Genomic DNA, 21,592 nt, shown 5'->3' with positions numbered 1-21,592 from the left:
GGGGAGATGCGACGAGAACTTGTGCGCCCCGCCACCTGGGGGATATCGGCGCGGTCCGCGTTCGTCGCGGCAAGCGTGGTGTTCGTCGCACTGGGAATCGCGGGCCTGATGCTCTCCGCGGTGCTGTACCGCTCCATGCTCAGCAGCGCGGACAACGCCGCGGCCGCACGCGTGGCGCAACTGGTGGCACGGATCGCCGCGGGCGGTCCGCAGGCGGTCGGTGACCAACTGCTGATCACCGACGGACGTATCAACGCGGTGCAGGTCATCGACGACGCCGGAGTGGTGGTCCTGCGGTCTGCCGCGACACCCGCCACCCCGCTGATCCCGCTCGACGACATCGGCTCCGGCACGTCCCAGCACGTATCGCAGTACGGGCAGAGCAGATTCAGCACGCAGACCGTCGCCGATGTGCACGGCCACCGGTACATCGTGCTCGTGGGCGAGGACAGCGCGACGGTGACGGACACGCTGGGCACGGTGGCCATCGCGCTGGCGGTCGCGGCGCCGGTCGTCATCGCGGTCTCGGCGAGCGCCACCTACCTGCTGGTGCGACGTTCACTGCGCTCGGTCGACGATATCCGCTCCCGGGTCGCCGCCATCACCACCTCCGATCTGTCCGGCCGGGTCCCGGTACCCGACAGCAGAGACGAGATCGCCGCGCTCGCGCTCACGATGAACGAGATGCTGGCCCGGATCGAGGCCGGGCACGCGGCCCAGCAGCGGTTCGTCGGCGACGCCTCACACGAACTGCGCAGCCCCCTGGCCACCATCATCTCGGCGCTCGAGGTCGCCCAGGCGCACCCCGACCTGCTGAATTCGGAACTCGCCGACCACACGCTGCTGCCCGAGGCGCACCGGATGGCCGGCCTCATCGACGACCTGCTGCTGCTGGCGCGGGCGGACGAGCGTGGGCCGGCCGCGAGGTTCGGCGATGTCGACCTCGACGATCTGGCCATCGAGGCCGCCCGGACCCTGCGCCGCACCACCTCGTTCGAGGTCCGTTGTGAGGTGGCGCCGACCAGGGTGACCGGCGATGCCGAGGCGCTGGCCCGGGTGCTGCGCAATCTGCTCGACAATGCCGCCCGGCACGCGGCGTCGATGATCGAGATCACCGTCGGCGCCCCGGAGACCGCCGGCGGCGGTGCGGTACTCACGGTCGGCGACGACGGTCCCGGGGTGCCCGAGCCCGATCGGCTACGCGTGTTCGACCGGTTCGTCCGGCTGGACGGGGACCGCTCGCGCAGTGCCGGCGGTTCCGGGCTCGGTCTGGCGATCGTGGCCGAAATCGTTGCCGCGCACCGCGGGCGGGTCTGGATCGAGGAACGCCCCGGCGGCGGTGCCCGGGTGAAGGTTCAGTTGCCGCCGACGACGCGGTAGCCGACACCGCGGACCGTCTCGATGGTGTTGGTGCCGAACGGTGTGTCGATCTTGCGACGCAGGTAGCCGACGTACACCTCGACCACGTTGTCCGGTCCGTCGTAATGGGTGTCCCACACGCTGTGCAGCAACTCGGCCTTGGCCACGGCGACGTCCTTGTGGCGCATCAGATATTCGAGCAGGCCGTATTCCCTGGGGGTGAGCGCGATGGGGGTCTGTCCCCGTGACACCGACCGATGGATCGGGTCCAGTGTCAGATCTCCCGCGGTGATCAACGCCGGTCGCTGCGTCGCGCTGCGGCGCATCAGCGCCCGCAATCGCGCGACCAGCACGATGAACGAGAACGGCTTGGTCAGATAGTCGTCGGCACCGAGTTCGAAGGCGTCCGTCTGGTCGTAGTCACCGTCCTTGGCGGTGAGCATCAGGACGGGTGTCCACACCTCCCGGGTGCGCAGCCGGCGCAGCACCTCGTAACCGCTGAGACCGGGCAGCATGATGTCCAGCACGATGACGTCGAACTGCTGTTCCGAGGCCAGCCGCAGGCCCTGTACTCCGTCGGCGGCTTCGGTCACCGTGGCGCCCTCGGCGCGCAATCCGGCACTCAGGGTGGACCGCAACCGGGCTTCGTCCTCGACGATCAGAAGTTTCATGGCACTTCATGTCTACCTGTCCTTGGGCGGACGGGTTCGCAGCCGATAGCGGTCGCGCGCATCCAGCGTGAGGGTGAGGTCGTCGATCAGGGGATCCAGGAACTGGGTGCGGTAATCGGAGTCACCGGCGGCGCGGGCCGCGATGTACATGAACGTCAGGGCGCCGAGGAACATGCTCGTCTGGATCAGCGCCTGCGGGATGGGCAGCGTCATCCCGAGGATCACGCCGTCGGCGGCGCCGTTGCGCGTCCACTCCGACAGCAGTTTCGGGGTCAGCAGGATCAGCCCGAGCACCCCGAAGACGATCACGGTGACCACCGACACCGCCAGCACCTGCAGCACCTGGGACATCACCAGGACGAACACCACATTGACCCGCTCCAGCCGCGACAGGCGCACCCGCTGATCCGGGGCGGGCAGGCCGTGGAACGGCGTGCCCAGCAGCGCGCCGTCGACCTTCGGCGGGCGGGCCGCGGACAACAGGATGGGCCGCACCCGCTCGATGGTCGCCGTGGTGATGAACGCGACCGCGATCGCGCCGAGGAACCCCAGCGCCAGCCACATCCGGGGACGCGGCACATAGGCGGCCATCAGCCACACGTAGGTGTTGAAGAACACCAGCACCGTCAACAGGATCACCGGGAGCGCCCGGGCCAACAGACCGCCGATCTGCGCGAGGTTGCGCATCATCGCGCTCAGCGCCAGCCCGAGGATGGACCCGATCCCGGTGGCGGTCAGCGCCAGGATCACCGCGATGGCGGCCGCGGTCACCAGCAGGTTGGGCACCATATAGGGCGAGGGCCCGCCGACGATACTGCCGACCAGGCATACCAGCAGCGACACCACCGCCGCGATGGTGCGCCCGCGCAGGGTGGCGATCCGCGACACCCGCCACCCGACCGTCGCGGCCACCGGCAGTACCAGGACCAGCAGCACCAGGATGAACCACTCGTTGCGGCTGGGCCGGCCGTCGATGGTGATGGTGTGCTTGTGCGTGAGGGCGACGACGGCCATCGAGTTGGCCAGGAACACCGCCAGCACCGCGACCGCCGGGGCGCTGCGCTGCCAGAGGTGACGGGCCAGCACACCGGGCCGCAGCACGGTGGGCAGGCCACGTCGCAGAAACCAGGTGTGCGCCTCGACCAGGTCCAAACCCGCCTCCGTCATTCCGTCGCCCGCACGATGCCGGCCAGATAGGTACGTACGTAGCTCTCGAACATCTCATCACCGCTGCGACCTTCGGCGGCGGCCAGCGCCGCCCGCAGGGCCGGGTAGCCGACGCCGGGGGACGGGCCGGGCCCGCTGTCGGCGTAGTCGGCGGCATTCTCGTCGAGGATCGCCGCGCCGATGGTCAACGCGGTCACCCCGTCGACGATCCGGACGTGCAGGTGCGCGGGCACGCCCGAGTCGGCGAGGAACCGGCAGATGTGCTCGTACTCGTCGAACATGTGCTCGCGCGGCATGAATCGGGCCAGTAGCGGGGCGCAGTGCGGGTGCGCGACGATGCGACGACGCAACGCGACCGCCTGGGCCACCAGGTAATCCGTCCAGTCCGCGTCCGGCGCCAAGGCGCCGGGCGGTTCGGGCGTGGCGACCGCCCTGGCGACGGCGGCCAGCAGTGCGTCCCGGTCGGCGAAATAGTGATAGAGCGACGGCGCGCTGACGTGGAGGGCAGCGGCCACCTTGGGCATGCTGAACGCTTCCAGGCCGCCACCGCCGATCAGCTCGATCGCCGCGTCGACGACCATCTCCTTGTTCAGTCGCGCGGATTTGGGGCGCGCCATCGCTCAGGCTTCAAGCCGGGCCCGGACAGTCGAGAGTCGTTGGCGTAGTTCGGATTCGGTGATGATTCCGCGAGCGAGCAGCGAATGCGCCAGCGCGACGAGCTGATTCTCCGGGTAGGGCAGGTCGGCGTACACCGTGGCCGACAGCGCGTCCTCCTCGTCGCGGCGTTCTCGGAAACTCGGGACCGCGGTGTCGCACGACGCCTGGTCCAAGGCGTCGCACAGGCCGTCGAGGCTGGTCTTCCACGGCGGTACCGGGTTCTCGACGCCGTATTTGGCCGCCATGGCGGGCCACACCTGATGGCCTTCGACGATGGCGTTGAGGGTGTCGCTGTGCAGGGGATCAGAAGGGGTATGCACCGTGCTCCGATCAGTTTCCGGTCGGATGCGTGGCCGCGCGGGTCGCCGTGACGACGTTGGTCGTCACCCCGGGCTTGGGCAGCGCCACACCGATCAGGCAGTCGCGGGTGATGATCTCGGTCAGCTGATCCTCGGTCCAGCCGTCGGTGCCGGCCGGGCGCATCGGCATCACCATGAAGCGATGTTTCTGGTTGGAATCCTGCACCCGCACCTCGATGTCGTCGCCCAGGTAGAGGCCGAACTCGGAGAGCACCTGACGCGGCCAGCGCACCAATCGCCGCCGGTAATTGGGGGTGCGGTACCACTCCGGTGAATTGCCGAGGATCGGCCGCGGGTAGCAGGAGCACAGGGCACACACGATCACGTGGTGCACGGTCGGGGTGTCCTCGAGGATCTGGAACGCCGTGAAATCGCTGGGTGTACCGAAACCGGTGGGTTCCAGCCAGTCGACGCCGACCTCCTTGCTCGCCGTCATCGGCTCGCGCAGTGCCAACGCCTTGAAATCCGGGTCGAGCCAGGCCCTGGCCACCAGTCGGGCGGCCGGGGTGGGGCCGATCTGTTCCGCGAATTCGGTGAATCTGCGATGTTCCTCGGCGGTGAAGATGCCCTTCTCGATGCACAGTTCGCGCAGGGCTATCTCGAGCACCTCGAAGTCGGTGACCTCGTCGACCATCGGCTTCACCGTGCGGTCGTGATCGTGATCATGATCGTGGTCTGTCATGTTCATCCGTTCGGTGCGAGGGGACGGGCGATCAGCCGGCGGCTTGCAGCCAGCGCTCGGGGATCTCGGTCCGCAGGCTGTCGGCGGCCGGCCCGTTGAAGTCGTCCCACAGCTCGGACATGGCGAACTTGACCACGTAGAACCATTCCGGCTTGGCATCCGGGATGTCCCAGGTCTCGTCCTCGGCGGCGGGACTCTCGTAGGCGACCGCATCGACGACACCGCGGGCGCCCCGGACGTACTCCGGCGTGCGGGTGTAGAAGAGCACCGGAAGTTCCCGCACGACGACGGGATCGCCCACCGCGAATTTCGCTTCACCGGCCTTGCCCGCGTAGACCTGCGGATCGCCCTTGCCCTGGGCGTGCACGATATGGCTGTTGCGTGCGACGTGCGATCCGTCGCCCTCGAACCTGGGGCGGGCTTCGAGCGTCTTGCCGTCCAGCCCGCCGGCATAGCGCTGCGCCACCTCGGCCATGCGTTCGGTCAGCTCGGTCAGGCCGATGTGGTGCTTCTCCACGAGCACCCGGGCCACCGACAGCAGCCAGCGGCCGTAATAGGGGAACCCGAGATACACCGCACGCTGCACGTCGACATTGCCGATCCGGCGGCGTTCCTCGGACAACCAGATACCCCGCCAGGCAAGCACTTCGCACATGACATACGTCATGTGCTCCCAGTACTCGTAGTCCTTGTTCTCGTATTTCATCGGGGCGTCCGGTTCGCCGCCGACATCGTGGACCGGTTTCATGTACGCCACGAAGCGGGCGTGGTCGAGCAGGTCCGGGGTCGGTGCGTCGGGCAATTCGGGATACGCCGATTTGAGGCGGGCGACTAGGGCGAGTTGGTCGGCACGTTGCGCGGCAGTGCTCATCGGTGCACCCTTCGATGGGAACGAACCCGAACTCTTTATGACCTTTAAATTATCACCGCGGCCAACCGCTCACAATGCTGGATCTGCGGGAGGAGGGGGGCACCCCTCGGCGCGCCGCCGCGGCGGTGAGCCTAGGGTTGCACCTTATGCAACGGATCATCGGAACCGAGGTGGAATACGGCATCTCGTCGCCGTCGGACCCCACCGCGAATCCGATCCTCACGTCCACACAGGCGGTGCTCGCCTACGCCGCCGCCGCCGGTTTACAGCGGGCCAAGCGCACCCGATGGGACTACGAGGTGGAGTCCCCGCTGCGCGACGCGCGCGGCTTCGATCTGTCCCGGGCCTCGGGCCCGCCACCGATCATCGACGCCGACGAGGTGGGTGCGGCGAACATGATCCTCACCAACGGCGCCCGGCTCTACGTCGACCATGCGCATCCTGAGTACTCGGCGCCCGAGTGCACCGACCCGATGGACGCCGTGATCTGGGACAAGGCCGGCGAACGGGTGATGGAAGCCGCGGCCCGGCACGTCGCCAGCGTGCCCGGGGCCGTGAAATTGCAGCTCTACAAGAACAACATCGACAACAAGGGTGCGTCCTACGGGTCGCACGAGAATTATCTGATGAGCCGGCAGACCCCGTTCTCCGCGGTGATCACCGGACTCACACCGTTTTTCGTGTCCCGGCAGGTCGTCACCGGGTCGGGGCGCGTCGGGATCGGCCCCTCGGGTGACGAGCCGGGCTTCCAGCTGTCCCAGCGCGCCGACTACATCGAGGTCGAGGTCGGCTTGGAGACCACCCTCAAGCGCGGCATCATCAACACCCGCGACGAGCCGCACGCCGACGCCGACAAGTACCGGCGCCTGCACGTCATCATCGGCGACGCCAACCTCGCCGAGACGTCCACCTACCTGAAGGTGGGCACCACCTCGCTGGTGCTCGACCTCATCGAATCCGGTGCCGACCTCTCCGATCTGGCGCTGGCCCGCCCGGTACACGCCGTGCACGTCGTCAGCCGGGACCCGTCGTTGCGCGCCACCATCGCGCTGGCTGACGGCCGTGAGCTGACCGCTCTTGCGCTGCAACGCATCTACCTGGACCGGGTGGCCAAGCTGCTGGAGCGCCGCGATCCCGATCCGCGCGCCGACCACGTCGTGCAGACCTGGGCCGAGGTGCTGGATCTGCTGGAACGCGATCCGATGGAATGCGCGGAGATCCTGGACTGGCCGGCCAAGCTGCGCCTGCTGGAGGGTTTCCGGCACCGGGAGAACCTGACCTGGTCGGCCCCGCGGCTGCACCTGGTCGATCTGCAGTATTCGGATGTGCGCCTGGACAAGGGCCTGTACAACCGGCTGGTGGCTCGCGGATCGATGAAACGCCTGGTCACTGAGCAGCAGGTGCTCGACGCGGTGGACAATCCGCCGACCGACACCCGGGCCTACTTCCGCGGTGAATGCCTGCGCCGGTTCGGTGCCGACATCGCCGCCGCCAGCTGGGACTCGGTGATCTTCGATCTGGGCGGAGATTCTCTCGTGCGGATTCCCACCCTGGAGCCGCTGCGGGGCAGCAAGGCCCACGTGGGCGCACTGCTGGATTCGGTGGACAGTGCCGCCGAATTGGTGGAACAGCTCACGACGTAAGTACTTGCTATACCGGGCAGGACGCGTGCCGACCGGTAGTGTGAAAGAACCGATCGTGCAATCAGGAGGCGGCGATGGCTCAGGAACAGACCAAGCGTGGCGGTGGTGGTGGTGACGACGACGAAGTCACCGGTACGACGGCCGCCGGCCAGGAGCGTCGCGAGAAGCTGACCGAAGAGACCGACGATCTGCTCGACGAGATCGACGACGTGCTGGAAGAGAACGCTGAGGACTTCGTGCGTGCGTATGTCCAAAAGGGCGGCCAGTGACGGCCCGGTTCGACAGATCGTTCTCCACCGACCGCCTCGACCTCTCGTCCGCCCACCTCAACTTGTCATCGTTCAGCGAGTTCCTGAGCCGGCAGGCTCCGCAGCTGCTGCCGATGGCCGGTGACCGGGTGTCGGGGCACGGCGGGGACCTGCCGCACGGCACCACGATCGTGGCGCTCAAGTACCCCGGCGGGGTGCTCATCGCGGGCGACCGGCGGGCCACCCAGGGCAACATGATCGCCAGCCGCGATGTGGAGAAGGTGCATATCGCCGACGATTACACCGCCACCGGGATCGCCGGCACCGCGGCCATCGCCGTCGAGTTCGCGCGCCTGTACGCCGTGGAGCTGGAGCACTACGAGAAACTCGAAGGCGTGCCGCTGACGTTCCGCGGCAAGGTCAACCGCCTGGCCATCATGGTGCGCGGCAATCTCGGTGCGGCACTTCAGGGTTTCGTCGCACTGCCGTTGCTGGTCGGTTTCGACGTCGACGATCCCGATCCCGTCAACGCCGGCCGCATCGTGTCGTTCGACGCGGCCGGTGGCTGGAACCTCGAGGAGGAGGGCTACCAGTCCGTGGGGTCGGGATCGCTGTTCGCCAAATCCTCGGTGAAGAAGCTGTATTCACAAGTGACCGACGCTGATTCGGCGTTGAAGGTGGCCATCGAGGCGCTCTACGACGCCGCCGACGACGACTCCGCCACCGGCGGACCGGATCTGGTGCGCGGGATCTATCCGACCGCGGTGCTCATCGGTGCCGACGGCGCCGAGGAGGTCACCGAGGACCGGATCGCCGCGCTGGCCCGCGAGGTCATCGCGCAGCGGACCCGCGCGGGAGGCGACGCCTGATGAGCTTTCCCTATTTCATCTCGCCCGAGCAGGCGATGCGCGAGCGTTCCGAGCTTGCGCGCAAAGGCATTTCGCGGGGCCGCAGCGTCGTGACGCTGGCCTATGACGGTGGTGTGCTCTTCGTGGCCGAGAACCCGTCGCGCTCACTGCAGAAGGTCAGCGAACTGTACGATCGCGTCGGCTTCGCCGCGGTGGGCCGATTCAACGAGTTCGACAATCTGCGCCGTGGCGGTATCCAGTTCGCCGACACCCGCGGTTACGCCTACGACCGGCGCGATGTGACCGGTCGGCAGCTGGCCAACGTGTACGCCCAAACGCTGGGCACCATCTTCACCGAGCAGGCCAAACCCTATGAGGTGGAGCTCTGCGTCGCCGAGGTCGCGCATTTCGGGGAGAACAAGGCGCCCGAGCTCTACCGCATCACCTACGACGGATCCATCGCCGACGAACCGCATTTCGTGGTGATGGGCGGGACCACCGAGCCGATCTCGGCCGCACTCAACGAGTCCTTCACGGAGAACGCCACTCTGGCCGACGCCGTGAAGATCGCCGTCGATGCACTGCACGCCGGCGGCGACGAGAAGCGGATACTCGGACCGTCGTCCCTGGAGGTGGCGATCCTGGACGCCAAGCGTCCGCGCCGCGCTTTCCGGCGGATCACCGGCTCGGCGCTGGAGGCTCTGCTTCCGTCGGCAAGCACTCCCGAGTAGCTGGGGTCATATCGCCAGCAGGCGGCCGGTTTCGAGGTGATAATCACTTCACCGGCAGCGATGTGCTGACGGCCACAGTGACCTCCAAAAGGGGCCCGGCACCCAGATGACCACTTCGCGCCCACAGGCTTCGGTGTCGTGGTTGCGGCGATTCGCCCGCACCACCCCGGGCGCCGTGATCGTGATCGTCATCGTGGTGGTGGCGGGTGCCCTGATCGCCGCCGCCATCTCGGCCGCTCAGCTCAACGGGCGGATCGCCGAGCGGAACGCCATCCTGGAACGGTCGGAGCCGCTGGCGTACGCCGCGCACAATCTGTATGCGGCCCTCTCGGCCGCCGACGCCGCGGCGGTATCGGCATTCCTGTCCAACGAGATCGGCACCGGCCCGATGCGCAAGCGCTACCAGCAGGCGCTGGCCGATGCCTCGTCGGCGCTGGCCGACGCCACCGCCGGTGCCACCGATGTGCAGGCGCGCACCGCGATGGCCGAGATATCGGCCCGGTTGTCGGCCTACACCGGGTTGGTCGAAGCCGCCCGCGCCAACGACCGGCAGGGATTTCCCGTCGGCTCCGGCTACCTGCGTGAGGCGTCGGCCGTGATGCAGACCGAACTGCTGCCCGCCGCCGAACGCATCTACAGCCGCGATGCCGAGACCGTGGACGGGGACCAGCGCGCCGTCGGGTCGCTGCCGGTGCTGGGATTGGTGCTGATGGCCCTGGGTCTGATCGCGATCGTGGTCGGGTCGGTCGTCGTGTACCGCAGGACGAACCGGATGTTCAACATCGGACTGGTCGTCGCGGCGGTCGCGGTGCTGGTGGCCGCGGGATGGTTGGTGATCGCCACCCAGCTGGCCGCGGTGGATATCGGGCAGAGCCGGTCGGCGGGCACCGAACGGTTCGCTGCACTGGCGAAGGCGAGGATCCTGGCGTTGCAGACCAGGACCGTGGAGACCCTGCAACTGGTCGCCCGCGGTGATATCGGCACCAGCAACGCCACCTTCGACAAGAACGTCGCCGACCTGAACGGCCTGCTCGACGACGGACCGGCTGCCGCGGTCGACGGCGTCTCGAAATGGACTGCCAGCCATCGCAAACACACCGATCGCTATTCCTCGGGCGACTACGCCGGCGCGGTGGCCCAGGCGATCGGTGGCGCCCCCGATGCCTCGGCGGCGCAGTTCGAGATCGTGGACAACAGCCTGCGCACCGAGTTGGCGGCCACCCGGGCCACGCTGCGCGGTGAGGTCGCCAGTGCCGGCCACCGGTTGGCCTGGAGTCCGACGGCGGTGTTGGTGCTGCTGGTGATCGCCGCCGCGGCCGCCGTCGCCGGTCTGTGGCCACGTCTCAAGGAGTTCCTGTGAGAGCGCGAACCATCATGGCGCTGGCGGTGATCGGGCTCGCCGCGGGATGTGGATCGGTCAGCGAACCGGTACCGGTCAGCGTCCCGCCGGTCGAGGCCCGGCCGGCGGGGGTGACCGAGGTCAGTACCGCACCCGCGGCGGCCGGTGAGGACTGTGACAAGGAGGCCAGTCTGCGACCCGGGCGTGAGCCCGGTCCAGGCGCCATGCCCCCGGGTTCGACGATGGCGGCCATCGCCGCTCGCGGCCGGCTGATCGCCGGTGTGGACCAGAGCCAGTACCTGTTCGGGTTCCGCAACCCGGCCACCGGAGCGCTCGAGGGTTTCGATGTCGACATCGCCCGGCAGATCGCCGGCGCCATCTTCGGTGACCCGAACCGTGTCGAGTTCCGGGTCGTCGAGGCCGGCCAACGGGAGGCCGTCTTGCAATCCGGCGAGGTCGATGTGGTGGTGCGCACCTTCTCGATCAACTGCGCGCGCAAGCAGAAGGTGGCGTTCTCCACGGTGTACTTCAACGCCGACCAGCGCATCCTGGTACGCAAGGACTCCGGTATCGACTCCGCGGCGGGGCTCGCCGGTAAGCGGGCCTGCGCGGTGTCGGGGACGACGTCGCTGGCCAAGCTCTACGACCTGGATCCGCGCCCGGCCGTGGTCGGGGCGCCCACCTGGACCGACTGTCTGGTCATGCTGCAGCAGGGACAGGTCGACGCCATCGGCACCGATGGCGTGGTGCTCGCCGGCCTGGCCGCACAAGATCCCAATGTCGAGGTGGTCGGCGCCAGCCTCGGCGTCGAACCGTACGGCGTCGGCATCAAAAAGGAGAACGAGGATCTGGTCCGGTTCGTCAACGGCATGCTCGAGCGGATCCGGACGGACGGCACCTGGCAGCGCCTGTACGACGAGCGGCTGCAACCGCTGGGTCCGTCACCGGGCCCGCCTCCGGCGCGATATCAGGACTGAGATGACGGCACTGACCACCGAGGCCATCGACCGCGAACTGGCCACCCGCGCAGACGAGATCGCCGCCATCTCGGCGACGATGGTCGAACTCGACAGCCATCCGGGGTTGTCACATGTGCGGCTGTACCCGCCCACCGGGGTGACGGCGCTGCGCTGGGCGGCGGTGGAGAACGCGGTCGCACTGCTCTGGGAGGAGCTGGGCCGGATGACCTCCATCCTCGACTATGCGCGGGCGGTCCGGGCACGCCGGTCCAAGCCGTCCGATGCCGACCGGGCCGAACTCACCCACTGGCTGTGCGCACGTCCGCTCGAGGTGTCCCGGCACCGGATTCCCTTGGCGAAGCGCTCCCTGACCGGGGCCGGCGAGGCCGTCGAACACGCCGGCCTGGCCGACACCGCCGACCGGATGCGCGCGGCCTACCCGGCGGTGGCCGAATTCCTCGACGAGGTGGACCGGGTCAATTCGCTTGTCGTGCAGCGCCTTGCCCAGGTCCGGGACCGAGTCGAGGCGGTAGGAGCACCCGAGCCCGTCGGTGTCGCCGATCTGCTGGCCGCCGCGGCCACCGATCCACTGTCGCTGACGACGGACATCATCGACGCCCGGGTGCGGGCCATCACCGCCGAGGTCGACAGCCAGGTTGCGGAATGGGCCGCTCTGGCCGAGCTGCGCACCAACTGGGCTGCCGCGGTGGACAAGACGTCTGCGGCACTGGACGGTCTGCGTGACGCGGCCGTCCGGGTCGAGCAGGTGCGCCAGCGCGCCGTTGCGCATGTGCTGTCCGGCCCGTTGCCCGAGCAGCCGAACCCGGAACCCGGCCTGCGCGCGGAACTGGCCGCGCTGACGGCGGCAGACCCGGCCGCGCTTCGTGCGCTGCAGCGCCGGATCACGTTGGCGCAACATGCCGTCGGGGAGCGCGAGCAACTTGCGCAGGGCCTGCTGGATCGCCGTGCCGAACTGGCCGGCCGGCTCGAGGTGTACCAGACGAAAGCCGCCCGGCTCGGTCTGGGGGAGGACCGGGACCTGTTGGCGGCCGGCCGGATCGCCTCTGGTTTGCTCTCCCGGCGCCCGTGCGATCTGCGCGAGGTGACCCGGGCGATCGCCGATTATCAACAGATGCTCGTCCAGAAGCGGGAGGCGACCAGATGAAGTGCGCCGAGCCGGGGTGCGACGGAACGATCGTCGACGGGTACTGCGATCTGTGCGGCACCGCACCCGCGGTCGCACCGGCACCGCAGGAACCGGCCGCCACCGCCGCGGCACCGCGCGGCGGTACGTCATCCGCAACCCGGGGTAGCGCGTCGGTCCGGTCGGCACGCACCGCCCGCACCGGTTCATCGCGCTCGGGCAGTTCGCGTGGCCGTCTCGGCGCCGGTGTCGTCGCCATACCGAGGATTCCCAAAGGGGATCCGGCAGCCGCGATCATGGTCGATCCGACGGTGCCCGAGGGCAGCAGGTTCTGCGGAAACCCGGGCTGCCACAAGCCTGTCGGGCGTGGGCGGGACGGTAGCCCGGGGCGGCCGCAGGGCTTCTGCACCGCGTGTGGCTCCCGATATTCGTTTGTGCCGATGCTGTCGGCCGGCGATATCGTGGGCGGGCAGTACGAGGTCCAGGGCTGCCTGGCGCACGGCGGGCTGGGCTGGATCTACCTGGCGATCGACCGCAATGTGCACAACCGCTGGGTCGTCCTCAAGGGGCTGCTGAACTCCGGCGACAAGGACGCGATGGCCGCCGCGGCCGCCGAGGTACTGGCGCTGGCCGAGGTGGAACATCCGAGCATCGTCCGCATCTACAACTTCGTGCAGCATCCCGACCCCTCCGGGGTGCCCGTGGGATTCATCGTGATGGAGTACGTCGGCGGGACGTCACTGAAACAGATCCGCAAGGCGCGTGGGGGGCCCTTGCCGCCGGACCAGGCGGTGGCCTACATCGTCGAGATCGCACCCGCCCTGGACTTCCTGCACGGCCAGGGGCTGGCCTACTGCGATTTCAAGCCCGACAACGTGATGCAGACCGACGAGCAGCTCAAGCTCATCGACCTGGGCGCGGTCATCGCGATGGACGACCAGGAGAGTGCCATCTACGGCACGGTCGGCTACCAGGCACCCGAGATCGCGCGCACCGGGCCGACGGTGGCCAGCGATGTGTACACGGTGGGCCGGACGCTGGCCGTGCTGGTGATGGACGTGCCACAGGAGAAGGGACACTTCGTCGCCGAGCTACCCGGCCCGGACACCGTGCCGGTGCTGGCCAGGCACGAGTCCCTGCACCTGGCACTGCTGCGCGCCACCGATCCCGACCCGACCCGCCGGTTCTCGTCGATGGCCGAGCTGACCGACCAGCTCACCGGCGTACTGCACGAGATCGCCGCCGCCGACGGACGCGCCGCCCCCAGGGTCTCGCTGAACTTCAGCCAGCAGGGCGGGGCGTACGGAATCGGCAGGGCCACCCCGTCCGACCGCTCCGAGGTGATCGCGGCACTTCCGGTGCCCGCTGTCGATCCCGCCGATCCGGGTGCCGCGCTGCTGGCCACCACCAGCGGCACCCCACCGGCGCAGCTGGAGCAGGCGCTGCAGCTGGCCGGTGACCGGGCGGACTCGGTGGAGATCCCGCTGCGGCTGGCTCGCGCCGACCTGGAGATGCGCTCGCCGGCGGCGGCACGAAAACGCCTGGGCAAGCTGGACGCCCTGGTCCCCGGCGACTGGCGGGTGTCCTGGTATCGCGGCCAGATCGCCGTACTGGAAGGCAACTTCGACAGCGCCGCCGCCGAGTTCGAGACGGTGTTGGCCACCCTGCCCGGTGAGTTGGCGCCCAAGCTGGCGCTGGCGGCGGTCGCCGAACTGAGCGGGGCACTCGACGGCACGGCGGCCCGCTACTACGACATCGTCTGGAGTACCGATCACGGCTACGTGAGTGCGGCCTTCGGCCTGGCGCGGCGGCGGGCACGCGCCGGAGACCGGGCGGGCGCCATCGCGGTCCTCGACGAGGTCCCTCCCGCCTCAGCGTATTTCACCGCGGCGGGGGCCACGGCCATCGAGGTCCTGCTGGACGGTCGCACCGCCGCCGATCTCGACGAGCAGACTTTGGTCGACGCCGGCAGCCGGGCCTCGACCTGTGCGGTGGAATCCTCGTCCCGACGGGCACTGATCGACCTGCAGGTGCTGGGCGCGGCACTGGGCTGGCTGGAGGCCGGTCACACCCCGACCGCCGGGAGGTTGCTCGGGCATTCGTTCGACATCCCCGGAATCCGGTCGGCGATGGAGCGCTGCTATCGCGATCTGGCCCAGGGCACCCGCAGCATGTGGGAGCGCATCGACTGGGTGGAGAAGGCCAACACGATCCGGCCGAGGACGCGGGTATGAACGGCCCCGGGGGCGAGCGACGGGACGGGGGACCAACTCGGTGCCCGCGGTGTGGCCAGCCCGCCCATCCCGCCGACCGGTTCTGTGAAAGCTGCGGCGCCGCCATGGCCACGCTGGCCACCGTCGCGATTCCGCGGGCCGGCCGCACCGGCGGTCCCTGCGCGGATTGCGGCGGCCCGGTGGCCGATGACGGGTACTGTGCGGTATGCGGTCAGTTGCGGGCCGAACCCGACCGCGACGAGGCCACCCTCGGCGGTATCGCGGTGGTCACCGACCGCGGCATCAGTCACGCCCGTAATGAAGATGCCGCGGCCGCAGGCATTCTCACGCCTGTCCCGGACAGTCTCGACGGGCCGCCGCACGCGCTCGCCGTCGTGGTGTGCGACGGGGTGTCCAGTTCGATCAATCCGCAGGTCGCGTCCGCGGCCGCCGCGCAGGCCGGGGTGGCGTCGATCCTGGATTCGCTGTCGGGCTCCGGTGACGCCACGGCGGCCATGTTCGCCGGGCTGGCCGATGCGGCCCGGGCGGCCGCGCAGCCCGATCCGCGCACCGGTATCGCGGGATCGTGCACGTTCACCGCCGTCATCGTGATCCCTGCCGCCGGGGGCACCGCAACGGTCACCATCGGCAACGTGGGGGACAGCCGGTCGTACTGGCTGCCCGATCCGCCGGCGGTTCCGCAGCAACTGACCGTCGACGATTCCCTGGCACAGGAACTGATCAGCGCGGGCGCGGCGGCCCAGTCCGAGGCCGTGCTGCGCGGCGCGCACACGCTGACCCGCTGGTTGGGGGCGGACTCGGAACCGACGCCGTGGGCCGAGACGAGCGTGCGGACTCTCACCGTGACCGGTCCGGGGGTGCTCGTGGTGTGCAGCGACGGATTGTGGAACTACCTACCCGGGGCCGGGGCCATCCGCGAGTTCTGCACCGATGCCGACCTGCTGGCGGTGGCCCGCGCGCTCACCGACTTCGCCTTGCAGTCCGGTGGCCAGGACAACATCACCGTCGCCGTGATCCCGATCGGAGGAACCTCATGAGTTCAGTTGAACCCCAGCCTGTTTCCGTGGAGGTCGATCACAACCACTACATCGCGGAGGGGTCCGGGAACGTGGACGCGATCGTCAGCGTCACGGTACCCGAGGGGGTGACGGTCGGCGTCGACACCGATCGAGTCGAGGCGATCATCATCGACTGCTCGACGTCGATGCGTTCCCCGGCCGCCAAGTTCGACGAGGCCAAACGCGCTACCGCGGCGGCGATCGGCGAACTCGTGGACGGCACCTACTTCACCATCATCGCCGGCACCGAGCGCGCCACCTACGTGTACCCGGCGGACGGCTGGCCGGTTCCGGCCTCCACCGCGACCAGAGCGGAGGCGCTGCGGGCCGTCGATGCGTTGCGGCCCAAGGGCGGCACCGCCATGGGCACCTGGCTGGCGCACGTGCGCGGTGTCGTCGCCGCGCATCCCGGCGCGATCATTCATGCGATCCTGCTCACCGACGGGAAGAACGAGCACGAGACGCCCGAGGCGCTGGGGGAGCAGATCGGACTCGCCGAAGGCGAATTCACGTGTGACTGCCGTGGTGTCGGCACCGACTGGCAGGTCGAGGAATTGCGGGCCATCTCGTCGGCGCTGCTGGGCACCGTCGACATCGTGGCCGAACCGGCGGATCTCGCCGAGGACTTCGCGTCGATGATGCGGACCTCGATGAACAAGTCCATTGCCGGCCTGACGCTGCGGTTGTGGACGCCCGCGGGCGCCAGGGTCGTCTTCGTCAAACAGGTGGCGCCCACCGTCGAGGACCTCACCCACCGCCGGGTGGAGGCCGGCGCCCAGATCGGTGAGTACCCGTTGGGATCCTGGGGCGCCGAGGAGCGCGATTACCACATCCAGGTGGAGGTCGAACCCGCCGACATCGGCCGGGAGAAGCTGGCGGCCCGGGTGAGTGTCGTTGCGGGCGAACAGATCCTGGGCCAAGGACTGGTCAAGGCGGTATGGACCGCGGATACCTCGCTGTCGGCGGTGATCAGCCGCCGGGTGGCGCACTACACCGGGCAGGCCGAACTGGCGCAGGCCGTCCAGGAGGGCTTGAGTGCCCGCAAGGACGGTGACGTCAAGACGGCCACCGCGCGGTTGCAGCGGGCGATGGATCTCGCGGTGGAGTCGGGCAACGCGGGGACGGCCAAACTGTTGCGCGGGGTGGTCGAGGTGGACCAGCGCACCGGCACTGTGGCCCTTCGCCGCCAGGTGGCGGCAGCCGATGAGATGGCGCTGGACGCACGGTCCACCAAGACCGCCCGAGTCCGTAAAGAACAGGGGAAGGGCTGATGCCGACCTGTGTGGACGGGCACACCTCCGTCGCCGAGGACTTCTGCGATGTGTGTGGGTCGCCCATCGGAGAGCCGCCGCCGTCCGCTGCAGGCACGACGGTCCAGGCTCCCCAACACTGCCCGGCGTGCGCGGCACCGATCAGCGGCCGGTTCTGCGAAGCCTGCGGACACGACTCGGCCCTGCCGCCACCTGCGGAGCAGGCGCCGCCGGCGGTCACGGCCTGGACCGCCGTCATCGCCGCCGACCGGGCGTTCTATCAACGGGTGCTGGCCCGCGAGGGGCCCGACACCGTCGACTTCCCGGACTACTTCCCCGAACGGCGGATCCTCCTGGACCAGGAGGTCACCCTGATCGGCCGGCGCAACCCCGACAAGGGGGTGGACCCGCAGGTCGATCTCGCCCTGCACCCGGCCGACCGCGGGGTGTCCACCCAGCACGCGGTGCTGCGCCTGCGCGAGACGGGACTGACCATCACCGATATCGGGTCCACCAACGGCACCAGCCTCAACGGCAGCGACGACCGGCTGCCCGAAGGGCAGGAGACACCGCTGGCCGACGGTGACCGCATCCACGTCGGGGCCTGGACCACGATCACGGTGCTGCGCAGCTGATCCCCCGGGGCCCGATCGCAGGGCGAGTCCGGGGCGTTGACACGCTGCCCGCTGCGCCGCCTTGCCCACCGATACCGAGACCCAACCCGTAAGCTCGATTGTGTGCAGCGACGGATCATGGGTATCGAGACCGAATTCGGCGTGACCTGCACTTTCCACGGTCATCGTCGGCTCAGCCCGGATGAGGTTGCCCGCTATCTCTTCCGGCGGGTGGTGTCGTGGGGGCGCAGCTCCAACGTCTTTCTCCGCAACGGAGCCAGGTTGTACCTCGATGTGGGGTCACATCCCGAGTACGCCACGGCCGAGTGCGACAACCTGGCCCAGCTGGTCACTCATGACCGTGCGGGCGAGCGGGTGCTGGAGGACCTGCTGATCGACGCCGAACAGCGGCTGGCCGACGAAGGCATCGGCGGCGACATCTACCTGTTCAAGAACAACACCGACTCCGCGGGCAACTCCTACGGCTGCCACGAGAACTACCTGATCGTGCGCGCGGGCGAGTTCTCCCGCATCTCCGATGTGCTGCTGCCCTTCCTGGTGACCCGTCAGCTGATCTGCGGCGCCGGCAAGGTGCTGCAGACTCCGAAAGCCGCCACCTTCTGCCTGAGCCAGCGCGCCGAGCACATCTGGGAGGGCGTCTCGAGCGCGACGACGCGGTCCCGCCCCATCATCAACACCCGCGACGAACCGCACGCCGACGCCGAGAAGTACCGCCGCCTGCACGTCATCGTCGGCGACTCGAACATGAGCGAGACCACCACCATGCTCAAGGTGGGCACCGCGTCTCTGGTGCTGGAGATGATCGAGGCCGGGGTGGCGTTCCGGGACTTCTCGCTGGACAACCCGATCCGGGCCATCCGCGAGGTCAGCCACGATCTGACCGGGCGGAGGCCGGTGCGTCTGGCCGGTGGCCGCCAGGCCAGCGCCCTGGACATTCAGCGCGAGTACTACGGCCGTGCCGTGGAATACCTGCAGACCCGCGAATCCAACCCGCAGATCGAGCAGGTCGTGGACCTGTGGGGCCGTCAGCTCGATGCGGTGGAGAGCCAAGATTTCGCGAAGGTCGACACCGAGATCGACTGGGTGATCAAGCGCAAGCTGTTCCAGCGCTATCAGGACCGCTACGACATGGAGCTGTCCGACCCGAAGATCGCCCAGCTGGATCTGGCGTATCACGACATCAAGCGTGGCCGCGGCGTGTTCGATCTGCTGCAGCGCAAGGGCCTGGCCACCCGGATCACCACCGATGAGGAGATCGAGGCTGCGGTGAACACACCCCCGCAGACCACCCGGGCCAAGCTGCGCGGTGAATTCATCAGTGCCGCACAGGAAGCCGGGCGGGACTTCACCGTGGACTGGGTGCACCTCAAGCTCAACGACCAGGCGCAGCGCACCGTGCTGTGCAAGGACCCGTTCCGCTCGGTCGATGAGCGGGTCAAGCGCCTGATCGCGAGCATGTGAGTCCCTCCGGTTCGCCGTGAACCCGCCGGTGCCGGGTTCGGGGGTCGGCACGGCTTAGGATTCTGCGGTGGCGACATCCAAGGTCGAGCGATTGATGAATCTGGTCATCGCGCTGCTGGCCACCCGCAGCTACCTCACTGCGGAGAAGATCCGCAACTCGGTCGCCGGCTACGCCGACAGCGCCAGTGACGAAGCGTTCTCCCGGATGTTTGAGCGGGACAAGAACGAGCTGCGCGACTTGGGTATCCCGTTGGAGACCGGCCGGGTGTCCGCGTTCGATCCGACCGAGGGCTACCGCATCAACCGGGACGCCTACGCGCTGCCGCCGGTGCAGCTGACCGCCGACGAGGCCGCCGCGGTGGCGGTCGCCACCCAACTGTGGCAATCGCCGGAGCTGGTCACCGCCACGCAGAGCGCGGTGCTCAAACTTCGGGCCGCGGGAGTTGACGTCGACGCCGACGCCGACGTGGCGATCACCTCCTCGGCCAACCTGCCCGGGCTGCGCGGATCCGAGGAAGTCCTACGGGTCCTGTTGTCCGCCATCGATTCCGGGCATGCGGTGCAGTTCGACCATCGGCCCGCGCGCAGCGAGCCCTTCCGCACCCGCACCGTCGAGCCGTGGGGGGTGGTGACGCACCGGGGTCGGTGGTATCTGGTGGGGCACGACCGCGACCGCGACGACACCCGGACCTTCCGGCTGTCCCGGATCGCCCATGTGCCCACCCTGGTCGGACCCGCGGGGGCCGTGCACAAGCCGGTCGACGTCAACCTGCGCGAGGTGGTGGCCCGGGTGGTCACCGAGATCCCCACCGGCGAGCGGGCGCGCGTCTGGATCGCCGACGGCCGTGCCACCGCCCTACGACGCCAGGCCACCGACACCGAGCCGCACAGCTTCGGCGGCCGTCCCGGTGAGGTGATCACCGTCGACATCGGCATGTCCGATCGGCTGGCCCGGGAGATCGCCAGTTACGGCGTGGACGCGGTGGCACTGGAACCGGCGGCGTTGCGTGACGATGTGGTGAGCCGGCTGCGGGCGCAGGCGGGAGTCCAGTGACCCAGGTGTCCGAGCGGCTGGTCCGGCTGCTCAACATGGTCCCGTATTTCCAGGCGCATCCCCAGATCAGCCATGAGGAGGCGGCGGCCGAGCTCGGCGTCACCCGCAAGCAGCTGCTCGCCGACCTCAACCAGCTGTGGATGTGTGGGCTGCCTGGCGGCGGCCCGGGTGATCTCATCGACCTCGACTTCGATGGGGACAACATCGAGGTGATCTTCTCTGCCGGTATGGACCGGGCGCTGCGGCTCACCTCACCGGAGGCCACCGGCATCCTGGTCGCCCTGCGCGCACTGCTCGACGTGCCCGGGATGGTGGACCCCGAGGCCGCGCGCAGCGCGATCGCCAAGATCGAATCGGCGGCCGGCTCGACACTCGCGGTCGACGACCCCACGCCGGCCGAGAGCGCGTCGGCGGCCGCGGTGCGGGCCGCGACCCGCACCGGCAAGGCACTCTCCCTCGAGTACCACTCGGCCTCCCACGATGCGGTGTCCACCCGCACCGTGGACCCGATCCGGGTGGTGCTGGTGGGCGACAACAGTTATCTGGAGGCCTGGTGCCGAGCCGCCGAGGGGGTGCGGCTGTTCCGGTTCGACCGGATCGTCAGCGCTCAGGTGCTCGACGAGCCGTCCAACCCGCCCGAACCCGCGGTGGCGGCCGAACCCGATACCTCTCTGTTCGACGCCGATCCGGCCCTGCCGTCGGCGACGCTGCTCATCGACCGCTCGGCGTCCTGGATGTTCGACTACTACCCGTTGCGGGTGGTGCGGGAACTGCCCGGCGGCGCGTTCGAGGCCGCCATGACCTATGCCTCCGACGCATGGATGTCGCGGTTCGTGCTGGGCTTCGGCTCGGCGGTGCGGGTACTGGAACCGGCGGCCCTGGCGGCGCGGGTACGGGAGTCGGCCGCGGCCGCACTGCATGCTTATGAAGACGGGTAGACTCGGGTTCAATCTTTTGGAGGTGACTGAATGGGCGGTCTTCAACCCTGGCATTGGTTGATCGTCATCGCGGTGTTCGTCCTGCTGTTCGGCGCCAAGAAGCTCCCTGACGCGGCGCGTTCGCTGGGCAAGTCGATGCGGATCTTCAAGTCGGAGATCAAGGAAATGCAGGCCGAGTCGCACACCGACTCCACCGAGCCGGCCAAGCCGATCACCTCGGAGCGTGTCGATACTCCCGCGCCCGAGCAGACCTCCGATAAACGGCCGGCCTGACACCATCGCGC

At 68.9% G+C, this 21,592-nt stretch carries 22 protein-coding genes; 16 read left to right on the top strand and 6 right to left on the bottom strand.

The genetic code is table 11. From position 1 onward, the window contains the following. Positions 1 to 6 precede the first annotated feature (6 nt). Complete coding sequence (locus QN239_RS18235) at positions 7 to 1,380, top strand: sensor histidine kinase (RefSeq protein ID WP_499012500.1); 1,374 nt, start codon at positions 7 to 9, stop codon at positions 1,378 to 1,380. Here the strand turns inward: QN239_RS18235 and QN239_RS18230 are convergent. The 6 genes from QN239_RS18230 to QN239_RS18205 form a co-directional block, all read right to left on the bottom strand. Then, on the bottom strand, positions 1,356 to 2,030 hold the full coding sequence (locus QN239_RS18230; RefSeq protein WP_499012498.1) for a response regulator transcription factor: 675 nt from the start codon (positions 2,028 to 2,030) through the stop codon (positions 1,356 to 1,358). The genes QN239_RS18235 and QN239_RS18230 overlap by 25 nt on opposite strands. Before the next feature lie 12 nt (positions 2,031 to 2,042). Then, positions 2,043 to 3,197 carry a hypothetical protein gene (locus QN239_RS18225; protein WP_499012497.1) on the bottom strand — a complete coding sequence of 385 codons (1,155 nt, stop codon included), beginning with the start codon at positions 3,195 to 3,197 and terminating at the stop codon, positions 2,043 to 2,045. Further along, the gene (locus QN239_RS18220) at positions 3,194 to 3,814 is read right to left on the bottom strand and encodes a TetR family transcriptional regulator (protein WP_499012496.1); all 621 of its coding nucleotides are present in this window, start codon (positions 3,812 to 3,814) and stop codon (positions 3,194 to 3,196) included. Before QN239_RS18220 ends, QN239_RS18225 begins: the two co-directional genes overlap by 4 nt. A gap of 3 nt (positions 3,815 to 3,817) precedes the next feature. Further along, positions 3,818 to 4,099, bottom strand: coding sequence for a thiocyanate hydrolase (locus QN239_RS18215; protein ID WP_235632874.1), 282 nt, complete (start codon positions 4,097 to 4,099; stop codon positions 3,818 to 3,820). Positions 4,100 to 4,184: 85 nt separating this feature from the next. After that, complete coding sequence (gene scnC, locus QN239_RS18210; protein WP_499012494.1) at positions 4,185 to 4,895, bottom strand: thiocyanate hydrolase subunit gamma; 711 nt, start codon at positions 4,893 to 4,895, stop codon at positions 4,185 to 4,187. Positions 4,896 to 4,926: 31 nt separating this feature from the next. Next, positions 4,927 to 5,766, bottom strand: coding sequence for an SH3-like domain-containing protein (locus QN239_RS18205; RefSeq protein WP_499012492.1), 840 nt, complete (start codon positions 5,764 to 5,766; stop codon positions 4,927 to 4,929). A 146-nt stretch (positions 5,767 to 5,912) separates the two neighbouring features. Between QN239_RS18205 and dop the strand changes: the two genes are divergently transcribed. The 15 genes from dop to tatA all read left to right on the top strand — a co-directional run bounded on the left by dop (position 5,913) and on the right by tatA (position 21,581). Next, the gene (dop, locus tag QN239_RS18200; RefSeq protein WP_167159584.1) at positions 5,913 to 7,409 is read left to right on the top strand and encodes a depupylase/deamidase Dop; all 1,497 of its coding nucleotides are present in this window, start codon (positions 5,913 to 5,915) and stop codon (positions 7,407 to 7,409) included. 74 nt (positions 7,410 to 7,483) lie between these two features. Continuing rightward, positions 7,484 to 7,678: a ubiquitin-like protein Pup gene (locus QN239_RS18195; RefSeq protein WP_090357729.1), complete on the top strand. Its 195-nt coding sequence runs from the start codon at positions 7,484 to 7,486 to the stop codon at positions 7,676 to 7,678. Further along, positions 7,675 to 8,526, top strand: a complete 852-nt coding sequence (prcB, locus tag QN239_RS18190; RefSeq protein WP_499012490.1) for a proteasome subunit beta — start codon at positions 7,675 to 7,677, stop codon at positions 8,524 to 8,526. The genes QN239_RS18195 and prcB overlap by 4 nt, the downstream gene beginning before the upstream one ends. Beyond that, positions 8,526 to 9,236 carry a proteasome subunit alpha gene (gene prcA, locus QN239_RS18185; protein WP_090357727.1) on the top strand — a complete coding sequence of 237 codons (711 nt, stop codon included), beginning with the start codon at positions 8,526 to 8,528 and terminating at the stop codon, positions 9,234 to 9,236. The genes prcB and prcA overlap by 1 nt, the downstream gene beginning before the upstream one ends. A gap of 106 nt (positions 9,237 to 9,342) precedes the next feature. Further along, the gene (locus tag QN239_RS18180; protein WP_499012488.1) at positions 9,343 to 10,596 is read left to right on the top strand and encodes a GlnX family signal transduction membrane protein; all 1,254 of its coding nucleotides are present in this window, start codon (positions 9,343 to 9,345) and stop codon (positions 10,594 to 10,596) included. Then, positions 10,593 to 11,552: a glutamate ABC transporter substrate-binding protein gene (locus tag QN239_RS18175; RefSeq protein ID WP_499012487.1), complete on the top strand. Its 960-nt coding sequence runs from the start codon at positions 10,593 to 10,595 to the stop codon at positions 11,550 to 11,552. Before QN239_RS18180 ends, QN239_RS18175 begins: the two co-directional genes overlap by 4 nt. Before the next feature lies 1 nt (position 11,553). Continuing rightward, positions 11,554 to 12,699 carry a hypothetical protein gene (locus QN239_RS18170; protein ID WP_499012485.1) on the top strand — a complete coding sequence of 382 codons (1,146 nt, stop codon included), beginning with the start codon at positions 11,554 to 11,556 and terminating at the stop codon, positions 12,697 to 12,699. Beyond that, a complete protein-coding gene (locus QN239_RS18165; protein ID WP_499012483.1) occupies positions 12,696 to 14,912 on the top strand; it encodes a serine/threonine-protein kinase in 2,217 nt (738 codons plus the stop codon). The genes QN239_RS18170 and QN239_RS18165 overlap by 4 nt, the downstream gene beginning before the upstream one ends. Further along, a complete protein-coding gene (locus QN239_RS18160; protein ID WP_499012481.1) occupies positions 14,909 to 15,949 on the top strand; it encodes a PP2C family protein-serine/threonine phosphatase in 1,041 nt (346 codons plus the stop codon). The genes QN239_RS18165 and QN239_RS18160 overlap by 4 nt, the downstream gene beginning before the upstream one ends. A gap of 26 nt (positions 15,950 to 15,975) precedes the next feature. Further along, entirely contained in the window at positions 15,976 to 17,241 is a 1,266-nt protein-coding gene (locus QN239_RS18155; protein WP_499012480.1) for a vWA domain-containing protein, read from the top strand. Continuing rightward, positions 17,241 to 17,855 carry an FHA domain-containing protein gene (locus QN239_RS18150; RefSeq protein WP_499012479.1) on the top strand — a complete coding sequence of 205 codons (615 nt, stop codon included), beginning with the start codon at positions 17,241 to 17,243 and terminating at the stop codon, positions 17,853 to 17,855. The genes QN239_RS18155 and QN239_RS18150 overlap by 1 nt, the downstream gene beginning before the upstream one ends. A gap of 102 nt (positions 17,856 to 17,957) precedes the next feature. After that, on the top strand, positions 17,958 to 19,316 hold the full coding sequence (gene pafA / locus QN239_RS18145; protein WP_187095477.1) for a Pup--protein ligase: 1,359 nt from the start codon (positions 17,958 to 17,960) through the stop codon (positions 19,314 to 19,316). Positions 19,317 to 19,383: 67 nt separating this feature from the next. After that, a complete protein-coding gene (locus tag QN239_RS18140) occupies positions 19,384 to 20,370 on the top strand; it encodes a helix-turn-helix transcriptional regulator (protein WP_499012477.1) in 987 nt (328 codons plus the stop codon). Beyond that, the gene (locus tag QN239_RS18135; protein WP_499012475.1) at positions 20,367 to 21,308 is read left to right on the top strand and encodes a helix-turn-helix transcriptional regulator; all 942 of its coding nucleotides are present in this window, start codon (positions 20,367 to 20,369) and stop codon (positions 21,306 to 21,308) included. Before QN239_RS18140 ends, QN239_RS18135 begins: the two co-directional genes overlap by 4 nt. 30 nt (positions 21,309 to 21,338) lie before the next feature. Continuing rightward, positions 21,339 to 21,581, top strand: coding sequence for a Sec-independent protein translocase subunit TatA (gene tatA / locus QN239_RS18130; protein ID WP_090357709.1), 243 nt, complete (start codon positions 21,339 to 21,341; stop codon positions 21,579 to 21,581). Positions 21,582 to 21,592 lie beyond the last annotated feature (11 nt).

Origin of the sequence: Mycolicibacterium sp. Y3 (genome assembly GCF_051188035.1) — a bacterium.
Taxonomy (GTDB): domain Bacteria; phylum Actinomycetota; class Actinomycetes; order Mycobacteriales; family Mycobacteriaceae; genus Mycobacterium; species Mycobacterium fluoranthenivorans.
Note: the sequence above shows the minus strand (reverse complement) of the source record. Positions and strands in the feature narration are given on the sequence as shown.

Coding starts and splice junctions, on each gene's coding strand:
- tatA (WP_090357709.1), top strand. CDS start 21,339: ATGGGCGGTCTTCAACCCTGGCATTGGTTGATCGTCATCGCGGTGTTC.
- QN239_RS18205 (WP_499012492.1), bottom strand. CDS start 5,766: ATGAGCACTGCCGCGCAACGTGCCGACCAACTCGCCCTAGTCGCCCGC.
- QN239_RS18215 (WP_235632874.1), bottom strand. CDS start 4,099: ATGGCGGCCAAATACGGCGTCGAGAACCCGGTACCGCCGTGGAAGACC.
- QN239_RS18195 (WP_090357729.1), top strand. CDS start 7,484: ATGGCTCAGGAACAGACCAAGCGTGGCGGTGGTGGTGGTGACGACGAC.
- prcA (WP_090357727.1), top strand. CDS start 8,526: ATGAGCTTTCCCTATTTCATCTCGCCCGAGCAGGCGATGCGCGAGCGT.
- scnC (WP_499012494.1), bottom strand. CDS start 4,895: ATGACAGACCACGATCATGATCACGATCACGACCGCACGGTGAAGCCG.
- QN239_RS18180 (WP_499012488.1), top strand. CDS start 9,343: ATGACCACTTCGCGCCCACAGGCTTCGGTGTCGTGGTTGCGGCGATTC.
- QN239_RS18220 (WP_499012496.1), bottom strand. CDS start 3,814: ATGGCGCGCCCCAAATCCGCGCGACTGAACAAGGAGATGGTCGTCGAC.
- dop (WP_167159584.1), top strand. CDS start 5,913: ATGCAACGGATCATCGGAACCGAGGTGGAATACGGCATCTCGTCGCCG.
- QN239_RS18230 (WP_499012498.1), bottom strand. CDS start 2,030: ATGAAACTTCTGATCGTCGAGGACGAAGCCCGGTTGCGGTCCACCCTG.
- QN239_RS18150 (WP_499012479.1), top strand. CDS start 17,241: ATGCCGACCTGTGTGGACGGGCACACCTCCGTCGCCGAGGACTTCTGC.
- QN239_RS18165 (WP_499012483.1), top strand. CDS start 12,696: ATGAAGTGCGCCGAGCCGGGGTGCGACGGAACGATCGTCGACGGGTAC.
- QN239_RS18225 (WP_499012497.1), bottom strand. CDS start 3,197: ATGACGGAGGCGGGTTTGGACCTGGTCGAGGCGCACACCTGGTTTCTG.
- QN239_RS18235 (WP_499012500.1), top strand. CDS start 7: ATGCGACGAGAACTTGTGCGCCCCGCCACCTGGGGGATATCGGCGCGG.
- QN239_RS18170 (WP_499012485.1), top strand. CDS start 11,554: ATGACGGCACTGACCACCGAGGCCATCGACCGCGAACTGGCCACCCGC.
- QN239_RS18160 (WP_499012481.1), top strand. CDS start 14,909: ATGAACGGCCCCGGGGGCGAGCGACGGGACGGGGGACCAACTCGGTGC.